The following is a 14,903-nucleotide window of genomic DNA, read 5'->3' as shown; positions in this document are numbered from 1 at the left end:
GGTCAGTGCGCCTCGTGGTCGAGCAGCCAGCGCTTGACCGGCAGGCCCCAGCGGAAGCCGCCGAGAGTGCCATCGGTGCGGATGATGCGGTGGCAGGGGACGAACAGGGCTGCCGCATTGCGCGCACAGGCATTGGCGGCGGCCCGGGTGGCGGCGGGGCGACCGGAGGCAGCGGCGAAATCGGTGTACGTAATCGGTTCCCCGCCGGGCACTTTGCGCAGGACCTCCCAGGCGTGTACGAGGAATGGGCCGGAGAGCTGGCGGACGGTGATGGCGTCGATGGCCGTGATATCGCCTGCGTGAAAGTCAGTGACAGCCTTGGTGACTGCGCCGAGCGAATCGCGTTCGCGAAGTTCGGCGGGTCGCAGGGTGGCGTGGATGAGCCCGCGGAGGTTCTCCGCATCGGCGGTCCAGCCGGCCGCCAGGACCGCGCCGTCCGGGTCGACGAGGGCGGTAAACGGGCCGACGGGGGTGGTCACGGTGGCGAAATCGGCGGTCACAGAGACGGATTGAGTCACGGTACTGTTCTCGCTTTCCGGGCGCCGGGGGCGCCATCGGGGACGGTGGCAGGGTGGGCCAGGGCGTGCTTCCAGAGATGCATGGTCAGATAGGAGCGCCAGGGCGCCCAGCGGGCGGTATCGGTCAGATCGATGCCGAGCAGCCCGGCGCCGCGGCGGACGATCAGATCGGTGTGCAGCAGTACGTCCGGATCGGCCAGTAGCCGCATGGTGACGTAATCGGCGGTCCACGGGCCCACACCATCGAGGGCCAGCAGATCGCGCCGGAGTTCGGTGGCGGTGCGGCCCGCGTGCAGGATCAGGTCACCCTCGGCGAGGGCGCGGGCGGCGGCAACGATGGCTTCGATGCGCTTGGCCGGGCCGGTCAGCACCTCGGCGCCGTGTTCGGCAATGGCCGCGGCGGTGGGGAACAGGTGCGGGACCGGTCCGGGGATGGATTCGCCCAGGTGCTGCACCAGCCGGGCGCTGTGGGTATTGGCCGCCGCGACGGAGATCTGCTGTCCGATCATGGTGCGCAGCAACAGTTCCGGTCCGTCGAGGCAACCCGGTACCCGAATTCCGGGGGAGAGCGCCGCGCCCGCACTGTTTCCGGCCATACCCGCGGCCAGGGCCTCGTCGATGCCGACCGGGTCGGCGTCGAGGTCGAGGAAGTGGCGTAGTCGGGCGACGGTCGGCGCGAGGTCGCGCATATCGTGCAGCGCCAGCGAGGCGCGGACGTGCCCGGGCTGCACGGACATGCGAACGGTGGTGTGGCCGTGCGGGGTTCGCAGGCTACGGGTGTAGACCCCGTCCTCCCACAGTTCCAGTCCGGGCACGGCGTGCGAGGACAGGAACCATTCCAGCCAGGGCTTGTCGAGCGGCTCCCGGTACGGCAGTCGCAGTGTCAGCAGGCCATTGGTGGCGGGCAGCGTATCGCCGTTGCGGCGGCGGGATTCGTCGCGCAGCGTGGTCGGGCTGACCGCGAACACCTCCCGCACGGTGTCGTTGAACTGCCGGATGCTCGCGAAGCCCGCGGCGAACGCGATATCCGACATGGACAGCGGGGTGGTCTGGATGAGCAGCCGGGCGGTGTGCGCCCGGTGCGCCCGGGCCAGCGCCAGGGGTCCGGCGCCGAGTTCGCTGGTGAGGACCCGGGTGAGCTGGCGTTGTGAATAGCCGAGGGTGTCGGCCAGGGCGGGCACGCCGCCGCGTTCGATCACGCCGTCGGCAATCAGCCGCATGGCGCGGGCGGCCAGGTCGGCGCGGGTGTTCCACAGCGGGGAGCCGGGGGCCGCGTCCGGCAGGCAGCGGCGGCAGGCCCGGAATCCGGACTGCTGGGCCGCGGCGGCCGTGCGTAGGAAGGTGACGTTGGCAGGTTTCGGGGTTATGGCGGGACATGAAGGGCGGCAATAGATTCCGGTGGTGCGCACCGCGGTCACGAATTGCCCGTCGAAGCGGGCATCCTTGGTTGCCACGGCGCGGTAGCACCGCTCGAAGTCCAGCTCGTTCGCACTCACAGGAACCACGATCGCAGGATGCGCCCAACTTCGCTAGCGGAAATAGGACATGACTATCGGCGGAAATCGGACAAGTCGGATGCCAACGCGCCAACTGATTTCGCAACGGTCGGGGTAACTCCCTGGGTACGCCCAAAATTTGGTCGGCTCTGTACCGCCGGCACGCGTACTGAACGGTCAACGGCTCTCAGCCGGGCGCTGAAGGTCCGGGGAGTCGGGTTAGCAGCAGCGGTTGGCCGGGTTACGGGCTGCTGCGTCGTGGCGGTCGCGCCAGTAGTCGCGTTCGCTCGGGATCGGGGCGTCCGGGTGTTGCAGCCGCAGGTGCTGGACGTAGCGCTGGTAGTCGTTGCCGCCGAGGATCGAGTTGAACCACCAGATCACGGCGCGTGCGGCGCGGAGAACGGCGCGCCCCGCCGCCCGCAGCGGGGCTGCGGAGGACGGGGCGGTCGGTTCGGTCATCGGGAGATCACACCATCAGTGTGCGTGCGCCGCGGCCCCGCTCGCACGCACCTTGCCCTGTGCGACGAGATCGTCCCATTCCTTCTGCACTTCCTTCTCGGCCTTGGTGGCCAGGAACGAACTCGGCCCGAAGATCTTCGACGGCTGCTCCGGCGATTCGGTGCTTTCGCCGCCACCCTTGCGCAGCGCGCGAATACACACCCACAGCCCGATCAGCGCCACGATCAGCACCAGCACCGCGAACACGATCGACAGCGTGCCCTGGATGAAGGTATTGCGAATCGTCTTGTCCAGGTTCGAGATCTGCGTATTCAGCGCGGCGAGATTCGCCACGCCCTTGGGCAGCTGCCCGGAGTCGCGCGCGGCGACGTAGGCGTCGTGGGTGCGGACGGTGTTGTGGTGCAGTGTCCAGTACCCGATCTTCGGATCGCCCGAGAAGATCTTCTGGAACGACGCCGTCATGGTGACGATCAGATCCCAGACCAGCGGTACCGCCGGAATCCAGGCCCATTTCACCAGGCCCTTCTTCACCACGATGGCCAGCACCACGGTCAGCGCGACCGCCGCCAGCAGCTGGTTGGAGATGCCGAACAGCGGATAGAGCGTATTGATGCCGCCCAGCGGATCGGTGACGCCCATGAGCAGTACCGAGCCCCAGGCCGCGACCACGATGGCCGAGCAGATCCAGGCGCCGGGCAGCCACGACGGATCCTTGAAGCGCTTGGCCCCGGGCAGATTGCCGATCGAATCCGACAGCATGAAGCGCGCCACGCGGGTGCCCGCGTCGATGGTGGTGAGGATGAACAGCGCCTCGAACATGATCGCGAAGTGGTACCAGAACGCCTTCAGGCCCGAGCCGCCGATGAGCTTGTGCAGCACCTCCGACATGCCGATGGCCAGCGTCGGCGCGCCACCGGTGCGGGAGACGATATTGGCCTCGTCGACCCCGGCCGCTGCCGAATTCAGATCGGCGGCGGTGATCGGATTCCCGCCCAGCCCCAGGCCGTTCACGTAGGTGGCGGCCTTGTCGGCGCTATTGCCGGTGAGGGCAGGGCTGGCATTGATGGCGAAGTACAGGTGCTGGTCGATGATGCTGGCGGTGATGATCGCCATGACCGCCACGAACGACTCCATGAGCATGCCGCCGTAGCCGATCATGCGGGCCTGCGACTGCTTCTCCAGCAGTTTCGGCGTGGTGCCCGAGGACACCAGCGCATGGAATCCCGACAGCGCACCACAGGCGATGGTGATGAACAGGAACGGGAACAGATTGCCCGCGAACGACGGACCACTGCTGTTGCCCGCGAACTGCGAGATGGCGGGAGCCTTCAGCACCGGCATGGTGACGAGCACGCCGATGGCCAGCAGGGTGATGGTGCCGATCTTCATGAACGTGGACAGGTAGTCGCGCGGGGCGAGTAGCAGCCACACCGGCAGCACCGAGGCGATGAAGCCGTAGATGATCAGCATCCAGGCGATGCTGGTGCCGGACATGTTGAACCAGTCACGGCCCCAAGCGGATCCGGCCACCCAGTTGCCGGAGATGATGGCGAGCAGCAGCAGTGCGAAGCCGACGATGGAGATCTCGCCGACCTTGCCCGGCCGCACGAAGCGCAGGTACACGCCCATGAACAGGGCGATCGGAATGGTCATGGCGATGGAGAACACGCCCCACGGGCTACCGCCCTCGAGCACCCCGGTTTTCGCATTCGGGGTGGCGGCGAGCGCATTGACCACCACGATGCCGAGCACCGCGAGCAGGATCATCATGATGACCAGCACGGCCACGATAGCGGCCACGCCACCGACCACGCCGAGCTCGTCGCGGGCCATCTGCCCGAGACTGCGGCCGCGGCGTTTCACCGAGGCCCACAGCACCAGATAATCCTGCACCGCACCGGCGAACACGACGCCGACAATGATCCAGATGGTGCCCGGCAGATAGCCCATCTGCGCGGCCAGTACCGGTCCGACCAGCGGTCCCGCGCCGGCGATGGCGGCGAAGTGGTGCCCGAAGAGCACGCGCCGGTCCATCGGCATGTAGTCGCGGCCGTTCTCCAGCTCCTCGGCCGGAGTGGCGACGTCATCGCGCGGTTTGGTGATCTTCCATTCGATCAGCCGCGAGTAGAACTGGTACGCCAGCACATAGGTACAGAGGGCGGCCACCACGATCCACACCGCATTGACGTCCTCGCCGCGCGCTATGGCGAGGACCGTCCAGGCGATGGCGCCGAGAACGGCGACGGCGAAGAAGATGCCCTTCTTCGCGGGGGTCATGGGCGTCCGGTCCACGACGCCGACCGGGGGTAGGTCGGGGTCTGTCCGGAGGTATTCGATGGTCGCCATGCGACAACCCTCCCGTGCGGCGGATCTGAGTGCTGCAGATCTAAGTGCTGTGGATTTAACTGAAATGGGACAAACGTAGCGGACTGCACCCGCTTGGGAACCGGCTTTGCCCAGCCGTTCACCAAGTGTCGTACCGACAGGTATGGATGGCCCGGCGGATGCTTACGCCGGGGAACGCGGTGACGAGATCCGGCGCGGGGGCCCGCGAGTCCGCGTGTTCTCCGCGTGTCGCAGGTTGCGCTCCGTATGCTGCCATGCTGGCTCGAGACCTGCGTCACGTGGTCCCGCAGATGGGATCCGGCGCACTGCCGCGCCATGCGTAAACCGTGTTTCCACGACAGAGGAGACCTGGATGACTCTTGCCGGTACTGAGCTACGAATGCCCGACACGCTGTGAACAGGACCGTCACTCGGCGCACCCTGCTCCGCTCGGCGGCGGCAGCGTCGCTGGCCGCGGCCATGAGCGGGTGCGGTGGTGGTGACGACGATGCGGTGACCTTCTTCTTCCAGGCGCGGCCGGAGGAAGCGCGGTCGCGGTTGCACATCATCGACGAATTCCGCAGGCGGCGACCGGATATCAAGATCCGGACGATCATGTCCGGCCCCGATCCGCTGCAGCAGATGCTCACCTACTGTGCGGGCGGCAAGTGCCCGGACGTCTTGATGTCGTGGGAGCTGCTCTACGCCGGACTCGCCGAACGCGGCGTCCTGGTGGATCTGCGGGAATTCCTGGACCGCGATCCGCAGTACGCGGCTCAGCTGCACGAGGACGGGTATGCGCCGCTGCGGGACACCTTCCGGTGGCGGGGCGGGCAGTACGCGCTGCCGGAGCAATGGTCGGGGGTATTCCTCTACTACAATCGAAAGCTGTTCGCGGAGGCGGGAATCCAGCCCCCAGCGCGCTGGTCGGAGGCTTGGAGTTTCACCGAATTCCTCGCCGCGGCCACCGCGCTCACCCACCACGAATCCGGCGGCCGCACCCAGCAGTGGGGTTTTGTGGATGCCTGGGTGCCGTACTTCTCGGCCGCCTGCTTCGGTATGAACAATGGGGCCGAATGGTTCAGCCCGCCCGTGCAGCCGGTGCGGACCAATATCGGCGATCCGCGTTTCGCCGAAGGGCTGCAGTTCTATGCCGACCTCGCGGTGCGGCACGGTGTAGCTCCGACTGTCGCTGACCGGCAATCGGTTTCGGCGCAGGACCTGTTCCGCAATGGCAAGGCCGCCATGCTCATGGGCGGGCACTGGCTGTACTCGGAATTCACCGGGCACGGCGGGCTCGACTTCGATGTCACCGTGCTACCGGTCGGACCGCACGGGGGACCGGGGGCCATTACCGATGTCGGCAGCACCGGACTCGCCATTGCCGCCGCCAGTCCGCGCCGCGAACAAGCCTGGGAATTCGTGAAATTCGCGACCGGGCCGGAAGGTCAGGCCTTGATCGCAGCCTCCGGGCTGTTTGTGCCGGTGCTCAAATCCGCCATGTACACCACGGGTTTCGCTGATGCGCACCGCGGCATCCGGAATCTGGAGGTGTTCACCGAGGGGCCCGCGAATTCGCGTCAAATGGCCGTTACGCCCCAGTGGGGAAAGGTGGAGGCGCTGCTCGAACGTGGCTGCAATCGGGTGCTGCGCGGCGCGGCGACCGCGGATTCGCTCGGTGGCCGCACCGCCTCTGATATCGACGCTGTCCTGCGGGCGGCGACATGAGCGGCGTCGGGCGGGGAGCGACGGGGTGCTGAGCGGCGAGACTGCCGCCGGAGCCGAGGTGCGGCCGCCCATTACCGAGCGTGGCCAGGGTCGCGGCCGGGCGGGTTCTACGGCTCTGGCCAGGCGGCGGGCGCGGGCCGGAGCGTTGTTCATTGCGCCGAATCTCGCGGCTGTAGCCGTGTTTCTGCTGTTCCCGTTGGGGTTTTCGCTCTACCTGAGCTTCCATTCGTGGGATCTGTTCAGTGCACCGCGCTTTGTGGGTGTGGATAACTATCGACGGCTGTTTTCCGCCGACCCGCTCTTCTATATCGCGCTGCGCAATACGGCGGTATTCACACTGCTCACGCTGGTGCCGACAGTAGTGATCAGCCTCGCTGTGGCCGGTCTGCTGAATCGAAAGCTGGCCGGTATCGCGATATTCCGGACGATCGCCTTCCTGCCGCTGGTGGCCTCCACGGTGGCGATGGCGGTAGTCTTCCGCTTCATCTTCGCCAGCGATGACGGACTGCTGAATCGCCTGCTCGGCTGGATCGGTCTCGGTCCCGTGCCGTGGCTGACGGATCCGGACTGGGCGCTGGTATCGCTGAGTCTGGTCACGGTGTGGAAGAGCGTGCCCTTCGCGACGGTCATTCTGCTGGCGGCCATGCAGGGTGTACCCGAAAACCTTTACGAGGCAGCGGAAATCGATGGTGCGGGCGCGTTCCGGCGCTTCCGGTCGATCACCGTGCCGCTGATTCGCGGCGCGCTGTCCTTCGTTTTTGTCATCACCATTATCAATTCGGTGCAGGCGTTCGATCAGGCGTATGCACTGACGGGCAGTAACGGCGGTCCGGAGACTGGGACCTATGTGCTGGGAATCATGTTGTTCCAGAACGCTTTCCGCTTCTACGAGGTCGGCTACGCCTCGGCACTGGCCTGGGTGATATTCGCAATCCTGTTGGTACTGACGCTGATTCAGCTGCGACTGTCGCGCCGGGCGGAGGCGGACCTGTGAGGCGTACTTCCGGCCGCCGCTTCCTGAGTGGCGCGCTGATCTACCTGGCCTTGATCGTGGTGGCCTGGTGCGCGCTGCTGCCCATCCTGTGGGCCGTCTCGGCGTCGCTGAAGTCCGACGGCGAACTGCTCGATGCGGCACCGCTGCCCGCGCATCCCCAATGGTCCAATTACGCCGATGTTTTCGACGCCATCCCGCTGGGCCGCATGCTGCTCAACACCACTATCTACGCCGGCTGCGTGACGGCCGGTCAGGTCTTCTTCTGCTCCCTGGCCGGATATGCCTTCGCCCACTTGCGTTTTCCGGGCCGCGAGGCCCTCTTCCTCGCCTACCTGGCCACCCTCATGGTGCCGCTGACCGTCACCGTCATACCGCAATTCCTGCTCATGCGGGCCCTCGGCTGGATGGACACGCCCTGGTCCATGATCGTTCCCGGCCTGTTCGGCAGTGCCTTCGGCACCTATCTCATGCGTCAGTTCTTCCAAACCCTGCCCACCGAATTGGAAGAGGCGGCCACCCTCGACGGCTGCACGCCCTGGCAGATCTATTGGCGGGTCCTGCTGCCGCACGCCCGCCCCGCCGTCATGGTCCTGGCGGTCCTCACCTGGATCACCGTCTGGAACGACTTCCTCTGGCCGCTGATCATGATCCAGCGCAACGAATACGCCACCGCGACCCTCGGCCTCATCCGCCTGCAAGGCCAGTACTCCACCAACTGGCCCCTCCTCATGTCCGCCGCCATCCTGCTGCTCCTGCCCCTCCTGCTCCTCTACGCCCTGGCCCAGCGCTCCTTCGTCAAAGGCATAGCCATGTCTGGCCTCGGCGGCCGCTGACACCCCCGAAATTCGGTGTGCCGGGACGGCCGTGCATGGTCCATGCCAGTCGGGCCGAATGTTCGATGGCTCCGGCTGTCGGCCTCGATGCGGCGGACCCGGCCCAGGCTCGTGACTTTCTTATGGGAGCGGCACGCTCGCGGTGAACGGCGGGGTGGCGGCTGTATAGCGGCGGGCGAGGGTGCGGACGTGGTCGACCAGTTCGGGTGGGCTGTCTACTCGGAAATCCATCATGAGCATGCTCAGGTAGATGGCTATGGTTTCCAATCTGTCTGCGCCGGTGAGTAGTTGGCAGGTGTGGGCGTCGATCGGTTCCACGACGCCGACGGTGGGGTTGATGCGGGCTATGACGGTGTCGGCGGGTTCGAGAATCGTGACTCGGGCGTGGACTTCCCAACCGGTGGAGGCGATTTCGCGGAGGACGAAGGCGGCGAGGTCGTCGGCGGGGAGCGGGCGGGGCGCGAAATGGCGGGTGGCCGGGGTGAGCCGGCTGATGCGCGATACGGGGAGGGCTTGCCAGGTGTGGGTTTCCAGGCTGTAGGCGACCAGGTACCAGCGGCGCTGCCAGCTGATCAGGCGGTAAGGCTCGAGCTCGATCTCGTCGGCGTGCAGGGTGGTGGCGGCGCGGATGGCGGCGGCGAGAGTGGTCAGCGTGGCGGCGGGGACCGGGGCGTCGGGTTCGATGGAGCCGGTGACCGCCTGGCCGATATCGGTGGCGCCGCGGAGCGCGGTCACCTTGCGCTGCAGTCGTTTCGGCATGATTCGTTCCAGCTTGGCCCAGGCCCGCGTCATGCTCTCGCCGATATCGGCGATGCCGGTGGAACCGTCCTCGGCCAGGCCCACCGCGACGGCCACCGCGACCGCTTCGTCGTCGTCGAGCAGCAGCGGCGGCATATTCGCGCCCTGACCCAGGCGATACCCGCCGATGGGGCCGCGTTCGGCGTGCACCGGATAGCCGAGCTCACGCAGGCGGGTGATGTCCTGACGCAGCGTGCGGTCGGTGACCGCCAGGCGGTCGGCCAGGTCACGACCGGTATAGGTGTGGTCCTGCAGGAGCGAGAGCAGGCGCAGCAGCCGGGTTGTGGTCGAGGTCACATCGCTCCTTCTTCATCGGCCCAATAATTAGGAAGAAAACCAGCCTAATCGACTCATATCTTTATCTCAACGGATCGAAACAACCCGAGAGGCAAGAACAATGAGCACCAACTCGCAGACCGCCACCACCCCCGCCGCCGCCCTCGCCCCCGTCTGGCGGGATGTGCTCGCCACCTCCTACCGCGCACTCACCGACGCGGTCGCCGGTGTCGGCGCCGACCAGTGGCAGCTGATCACCCCGTGCTCGGAGTGGACCGTCACCCAGGTCGTGCAGCACGCCGCCGCCGACCAACTGGCCTACGCCCTGTCTCTCGGTATCGGCGAAGGCCCGGCCTACGACCCGTTCTCGCCCTCCGGCACCGTCGACGGCACTCCGGCCGAATTGGTCGCCGCCGCAGTCGAACAGACCACCGCCGCCTGGTCCACCGTCACCGACGCGGCCGAAACCGTCCCCACCCCGCTGCCGCACGGCGCGCTGCCGACCCCGGTCGCGGCCGTCATGTGCGCCCTCGACGCGGCCGTGCACGCCTGGGATATCGCCATCGCGACCGGGCAGCCGTCACCGCTGACCGCGGAGCTGGCTGGCCATCTGCTCACCGCCGCAACGGGTCTGGTGGAACCGCTGCGCCAGTGGGGCGCCTACGCCGCGGTTGTCGAATCCGATTCCGCGAGCGCCACTCCCGTGGTCGATGAGCTGCTCGGCTACCTGGGTCGCGACCCGCGCGCCTGAACCGCCGCGATAAATCGGCCACTCAGTGCCAAGCTGGGTGCGTGCATGAACTCGGTCTTGCGGGTGCGGCCCGGTCGGCAGGGGGCTGATGAAGGCGATCCCTGTCGTGCGCATTGTCGCCGCCCTCTTCACGCTGCTGGTTGTGCTCGCCGGAGCCACCGCCGCCGCACCGGTCGCCGTGCCGGGGTGGCAGGCGGTGTGGGCGACCGGCACGCAGCGGCCGGGTGACAACAGTTTCACGCCCAACTGGTCGATGGTCGGATTCGGGAATCAGTCGGTGCGCCAGGTGATTCGGGTCAGCGACGGGGGAACGCAACTCCGGCTGCGATTGTCCAACCAGTTCGGCACGAAACCCTTGCAGGTGACCGGCGCGACCGTCGCGCGCAGTGCCGGCGGTGCGGCCGTGGATCCGGATAGCCTGCGGCAGTTGCTGATCGGCTCCGAGTCGGCGTTCCGAATCGCGCCGGGGAGCACGGCGGTCACGGATCCGATCACCCTGCCGGTCGAGCCTCTGGAGCTGCTGACGGTGACGCTGTTCTTCGCCGATCCGACCGGCCCCGGGACGTATCACGCACAGGTGCTGGGCACCTCCTACCTGGCCTGGGGCGACCATCGATCCGATACCGCCCCAACGGCATTCACCGTGACCTCCTCGTCCTACTACTACCTGGCGGCGGTGGAGACCCAGCAGCTACGGCCGCGTTCCTCCGGGGTTGCGCTGCTGGGCGACTCCCTCACCGAGGGTGTCGGCTCCACCATGGACGCCCACCACACCTACCCGGAGGTACTTGCCGAAAGTCTTGTCGCACAGGGAAAGCCGCGTCCGATACTCAATCTCGGCATCGGCGGCAACTGTGTGACCGCGGATTCGCAGTGGATGGGGGAGAGCGCGATATCCCGCTTCCGCCGCGACGTCCTCGACCAGCCCGGTATCGGCGCCGTGGTGGTCCTGGAGGGCATCAACGACATCTGGCTCGGTGGCGGGAATCTGGCGACCGGAGGTCCGGGCCCCGGCGTCTCCGCGGAGCAATTGATCGCCGGCTATCGGTCCCTCATCACCCTGGCCCGCGCGGCGGGCATCCAGATCATCGGCGCGACCATTCCGCCCGCCGCGGGTTCCACCTTCGGTGACGGTGATCTAGTCCGTTACGACGACCGTGAGGGTGTCCGTAAGGCGGTGAACGACTGGATTCGCACCTCGGGCGAGTACGACGCAGTGGTGGATTCGGCTGTTGTGCTCGCAGATCCGGCCGATCCCGAGCGGCTCGCGCCCGCCTTCGACAGCGGCGACCATTTGCACCTGCGCGATGCCGGATATGTGGCCCTGGCGGCAGCCGTCGCGACGGTGCTCGACTGACCCGCGTGACCGCGAACGGCTCGAACTGCCCGGCCCGGGTCCGTTCCGCCCGAACTGCGCAGGTAGAGTCTTGTTCTCGTGAGTCTCACCCTCGGAATCGTCGGCCTGCCCAACGTCGGAAAATCGACGCTGTTCAATGCGTTGACCCGCAACGACGTGCTGGCGGCGAACTACCCCTTCGCCACCATCGAGCCGAACACCGGCGTCGTTTCGCTGCCCGATCCGCGGCTGGCCAAGCTCGCCGAGATCTTCCACTCCGAGCGCCAGCTCCCCGCCGTGGTGTCCTTCGTCGACATCGCCGGCATTGTGAAGGGCGCCTCCGAGGGTGCGGGCCTGGGCAATAAGTTCCTCGCCAATATTCGTGAGGCCGACGCCATCTGTCAGGTGGTGCGCGTCTTCGCCGACGACGATGTGATCCACGTCGACGGCAAGGTCGATCCGCTCGCCGATATCGAGGTCATCGAGACCGAGCTGATCCTCGCCGATATGCAGACCCTGGAGAAGGCGGTCGTCCGCCTCGACAAGGAAGCCCGCGTCAAGAAGGACCGCAAGCCGGTCGCCGATGCCGCCAAAAAGGCGCAGGAGATCCTCGACGCCGGCCGCACCCTGTTCGCGGCGCGCAAGGAACTCGATGTCGAGCTGCTGAAGGAACTTTCGCTGCTCACCATCAAGCCCTTCCTCTACGTCTTCAATGCCGACGAGGCGATCCTCACCGACGAGGCCAAGAAGGCCGAGCTCGCGGCCGCCGTCGCCCCCGCCGACGCCGTCTTCCTGGACGCCAAGGTCGAGTCCGAGCTCATCGAGCTCGACGAGGAATCCGCCGTCGAACTGCTGGAATCCATCGGCCAGACCGAGCCGGGCCTGCATTCGCTGGCCCGCGCCGGTTTCCACACCCTCGGCCTGCAGACCTACCTCACCGCCGGCCCGAAGGAATCGCGCGCCTGGACCATCCACCAGGGCGATACCGCCCCCAAGGCGGCCGGCGTCATCCACACCGATTTCGAGCGCGGCTTCATCAAGGCCGAAATCGTCGCCTTCGACGACCTCATGGCAGCCGGTTCCATGGCCGCCGCCAAGTCCGCCGGCAAGGTCCGGATAGAGGGCAAGGACTACGTCATGGCCGATGGCGACGTGGTCGAGTTCCGATTCAACGTTTGATCCTGCCCTGATCTGACGAACCCGCCTACGCGGCACGACATCCCGTCGGCGCGTCGCGCGGAGCGGCGAAGTAAATTTGCGCGCCGCCTGCCTTGTTGTGCGCCCGTGTTCCGCTATCGTTCATCGCACTGTTCGATGCTGCTACTGGCGCGCCTAGGCTGATTCGTCGTTTCCGGAGCACACGGCCGGTGCGGCACTGTCTGAGCGAGCCCCCGACCGTATCCGAAAGATCGAGGGAACGTGCCTGTACCCCTTTCTCTGAACGGCCGTCTGGTACGGCTGGAACCCCTTGCACCGCACCATGCTTCGGGTATATCGGAAGCAGCAGCGGGCGATCGGGACGATTTCGCGTTCACGCCTGTCCCACACAGTGTGGACGAGGCGCTGGAATATGTGGCGCAAGCGCTATCCGGGCATGCCGCCGGAACCTCGCTCGCCTTCGCCATTATCGCCGTCGCCAGTGGCCGGATCCTGGGCTCCACCCGGTTCACCCGATTCGACTACTGGCAGGGGCCGATGGTGTGGCCACCATTGCACGGAGCGCCGCCGGGGGATGCCCTGATGGCAGTGCCGGATGCGGCCGAGATAGGCAATACCTGGTTGTCGCCGGAGGCTCGTGGCACCGGCATCAACCTGGAGTCCAAGATGCTGCTGCTGCAGCACGCCTTCGAGACCTGGCAGGTGCGACGTATCACCTTCCGGGCGGATGTGCGAAATCACCGCTCGCGCTTGGCAATCGAGAGACTCGGCGCTACCAGCGACGGGGTCCGGCGGGCGCATTCGCGCGGGCTGGACGGTGAGGTCCGCAGTACGGCCTTCTACTCGATCCTGGAGGACGAGTGGGCGACTGTCCGGGCCACCATCGAGGGGCAGTTCGGCGGGCAGCCCGCGCCCAATCGGCTCATCGACGCCTGATCGATCGTTTTCCGGCGGTGCCGGCCCAGGTCGGCACCGCCGGAAAAGCAACGGACCTATCGGAAACCGATCGGTTTGGTTAACTGTCGGCGACTATACTTCTCGACGTTGCACAGGTCGGCGTCGAGCAGACAGGTCCGAGTCGGGTTTCTCGGCGTCCGGCACAACTTTCGGATGTGAAGCCAGTACCCGGGCGCGGGTCCGCACAGCGGTCCCTCTTTCTCGAAGGAGAAGCGCATGCCCGACCCCACGACCACCAAGGTCTATCTCTCGGACAGGCTGTCCGGTTCTCCCGCGCTGACCCTGTTCCTCGTGCCCGACCCACTCGTCCCCGGCCGCAGCATGCTGCATCTGCTCGAACAGACGCCGCTGACCGGCCGGATTCCCCGCCCGAACGCCACCCTCGTGGACTGGCTGCAGGTGCACTGCTCACCCGCCGTCCGCACCCGATTCCGGGCCTTCCGGCCGGGTATTCACGATCCGGGCCGGGCGCGCGCTGTACTGCACGATCACTTCATCGCCGATCCCGCCCCGATGGGCCTGGATATCGACGATCCCGCGGAAATGCTGCGGCTGGCGCTGCTACCCGAACACGATCTGGGTGTGCGGCGCATCGACGACTTCCACGATCGGGCCGTGCGCAATGCCATGCTCGCCGTCTACCGGCATTTCGGGGTGGATCGGCGCATTCCGCTCGTGTATCACGGGTTCGCCGAACCCGAGGACGGCTGGTTCGAGGAGCCCGCTGCGCAGGCGTGAGCCGGGCTCAGTTGGCCGGCACCACGGTCAACAGCGACCAGGGCCGGCGCGGCGCCTGGAATTGGAAGGTCTGCACATACATGCGGATCTCGGCGCGGGTCTCCGGTTCGTGCATGAGCAGCGTCCGCTCGCGCTCCTCGTTCGGGGTGGCGGCCTCGTTGTGCCACAGCCGATCCCACTCCGGTGCGCGCCGGCACAGATTGAGAATCTCCTCACGCCGCTCCGGGGTGATCACATCCGGCGCCATCGTCCGGAAGGTGGAGACCATGATCTGCGCCTCCGCCTCCCAATCGCCGAGCCGGTAGCGGGACATGGGTTCGAGCATGATGGCGGTCAGTAGATTCGCGCCGGGTCCGGTGCCCGGGAAGATCTCGCTGAAGGCGCTGTTCGCGGCCACCACGTCGTAGGCGCCGTCATGCAGGCACGCCGGATACGGGAGGCTGTGCAGCACCGCGAGATCGGCGGGCGGAAGCCGGGAGGGGTCGGACACCCTAGGCAGTGTGCGGTACAACTCTTCGGATCCACTTCGTATCTGG

Annotated in this window: 14 protein-coding genes; 8 read left to right on the top strand and 6 right to left on the bottom strand. The window is 66.8% G+C overall.

Annotation, left to right across the window (positions count from 1 at the left end):
- Window positions 1-2: 2 nt before the first annotated feature.
- The 4 genes from JWN03_RS17605 to JWN03_RS17590 all read right to left on the bottom strand — a co-directional run bounded on the left by JWN03_RS17605 (window position 3) and on the right by JWN03_RS17590 (window position 4,819).
- Window positions 3-500 (bottom strand): methylated-DNA--[protein]-cysteine S-methyltransferase, encoded by a 498-nt coding sequence (locus JWN03_RS17605; RefSeq protein WP_441343013.1) that lies wholly within the window; start codon window positions 498-500, stop codon window positions 3-5.
- Between the two features lie 14 nt (window positions 501-514).
- A complete protein-coding gene (locus JWN03_RS17600) occupies window positions 515-2,014 on the bottom strand; it encodes an AlkA N-terminal domain-containing protein (RefSeq protein ID WP_297615848.1) in 1,500 nt (499 codons plus the stop codon).
- A gap of 219 nt (window positions 2,015-2,233) precedes the next feature.
- Entirely contained in the window at window positions 2,234-2,473 is a 240-nt protein-coding gene (locus JWN03_RS17595) for a YbdD/YjiX family protein (RefSeq protein WP_297615846.1), read from the bottom strand.
- 15 nt (window positions 2,474-2,488) lie between these two features.
- Window positions 2,489-4,819, bottom strand: a complete 2,331-nt coding sequence (locus tag JWN03_RS17590) for a carbon starvation CstA family protein (RefSeq protein ID WP_297615844.1) — start codon at window positions 4,817-4,819, stop codon at window positions 2,489-2,491.
- Between the two features lie 393 nt (window positions 4,820-5,212).
- Between JWN03_RS17590 and JWN03_RS17585 the strand changes: the two genes are divergently transcribed.
- The 3 genes from JWN03_RS17585 to JWN03_RS17575 all read left to right on the top strand — a co-directional run bounded on the left by JWN03_RS17585 (window position 5,213) and on the right by JWN03_RS17575 (window position 8,353).
- Complete coding sequence (locus tag JWN03_RS17585) at window positions 5,213-6,526, top strand: ABC transporter substrate-binding protein (RefSeq protein ID WP_297615842.1); 1,314 nt, start codon at window positions 5,213-5,215, stop codon at window positions 6,524-6,526.
- A 115-nt stretch (window positions 6,527-6,641) separates the two neighbouring features.
- Window positions 6,642-7,520, top strand: a complete 879-nt coding sequence (locus tag JWN03_RS17580; protein WP_297616087.1) for a carbohydrate ABC transporter permease — start codon at window positions 6,642-6,644, stop codon at window positions 7,518-7,520.
- A complete protein-coding gene (locus JWN03_RS17575; protein ID WP_297615840.1) occupies window positions 7,517-8,353 on the top strand; it encodes a carbohydrate ABC transporter permease in 837 nt (278 codons plus the stop codon). The genes JWN03_RS17580 and JWN03_RS17575 overlap by 4 nt, the downstream gene beginning before the upstream one ends.
- Before the next feature lie 120 nt (window positions 8,354-8,473).
- On the opposite strand, the gene JWN03_RS17570 is transcribed toward JWN03_RS17575, so the two are convergent.
- A complete protein-coding gene (locus JWN03_RS17570; RefSeq protein WP_297615838.1) occupies window positions 8,474-9,448 on the bottom strand; it encodes a helix-turn-helix transcriptional regulator in 975 nt (324 codons plus the stop codon).
- 100 nt (window positions 9,449-9,548) lie between these two features.
- Between JWN03_RS17570 and JWN03_RS17565 the strand changes: the two genes are divergently transcribed.
- The 5 genes from JWN03_RS17565 (at window position 9,549) to JWN03_RS17545 (ending at window position 14,367) form a co-directional block, all read left to right on the top strand.
- Window positions 9,549-10,178: a TIGR03086 family metal-binding protein gene (locus JWN03_RS17565; RefSeq protein WP_297615836.1), complete on the top strand. Its 630-nt coding sequence runs from the start codon at window positions 9,549-9,551 to the stop codon at window positions 10,176-10,178.
- Window positions 10,179-10,266: 88 nt separating this feature from the next.
- A complete protein-coding gene (locus JWN03_RS17560; protein ID WP_297615834.1) occupies window positions 10,267-11,535 on the top strand; it encodes an SGNH/GDSL hydrolase family protein in 1,269 nt (422 codons plus the stop codon).
- A 78-nt stretch (window positions 11,536-11,613) separates the two neighbouring features.
- The gene (gene ychF / locus JWN03_RS17555; protein WP_297615832.1) at window positions 11,614-12,693 is read left to right on the top strand and encodes a redox-regulated ATPase YchF; all 1,080 of its coding nucleotides are present in this window, start codon (window positions 11,614-11,616) and stop codon (window positions 12,691-12,693) included.
- A 240-nt stretch (window positions 12,694-12,933) separates the two neighbouring features.
- Entirely contained in the window at window positions 12,934-13,608 is a 675-nt protein-coding gene (locus JWN03_RS17550) for a GNAT family N-acetyltransferase (RefSeq protein ID WP_297615830.1), read from the top strand.
- Window positions 13,609-13,845: 237 nt separating this feature from the next.
- Entirely contained in the window at window positions 13,846-14,367 is a 522-nt protein-coding gene (locus tag JWN03_RS17545; RefSeq protein WP_297615828.1) for a hypothetical protein, read from the top strand.
- 7 nt (window positions 14,368-14,374) lie between these two features.
- On the opposite strand, the gene JWN03_RS17540 is transcribed toward JWN03_RS17545, so the two are convergent.
- Window positions 14,375-14,857 carry an MmyB family transcriptional regulator gene (locus tag JWN03_RS17540; protein WP_297615826.1) on the bottom strand — a complete coding sequence of 161 codons (483 nt, stop codon included), beginning with the start codon at window positions 14,855-14,857 and terminating at the stop codon, window positions 14,375-14,377.
- Window positions 14,858-14,903 lie beyond the last annotated feature (46 nt).

This window comes from Nocardia sp., assembly GCF_025465275.1.
Taxonomy (GTDB): Bacteria; Actinomycetota; Actinomycetes; order Mycobacteriales; family Mycobacteriaceae; genus Nocardia.
The sequence above is the reverse complement of the archived record's forward strand: the minus strand, read 5'-3'. Positions and strand labels throughout refer to the sequence as shown.

Bases quoted from the DNA above. Each gene is read 5' to 3' on its own strand.
- JWN03_RS17545 (WP_297615828.1), top strand. From the start codon at position 13,846: ATGCCCGACCCCACGACCACCAAGGTCTATCTCTCGGACAGGCTGTCC.
- JWN03_RS17565 (WP_297615836.1), top strand. From the start codon at position 9,549: ATGAGCACCAACTCGCAGACCGCCACCACCCCCGCCGCCGCCCTCGCC.
- JWN03_RS17560 (WP_297615834.1), top strand. From the start codon at position 10,267: ATGAAGGCGATCCCTGTCGTGCGCATTGTCGCCGCCCTCTTCACGCTG.
- JWN03_RS17590 (WP_297615844.1), bottom strand. From the start codon at position 4,819: ATGGCGACCATCGAATACCTCCGGACAGACCCCGACCTACCCCCGGTC.
- JWN03_RS17595 (WP_297615846.1), bottom strand. From the start codon at position 2,473: ATGACCGAACCGACCGCCCCGTCCTCCGCAGCCCCGCTGCGGGCGGCG.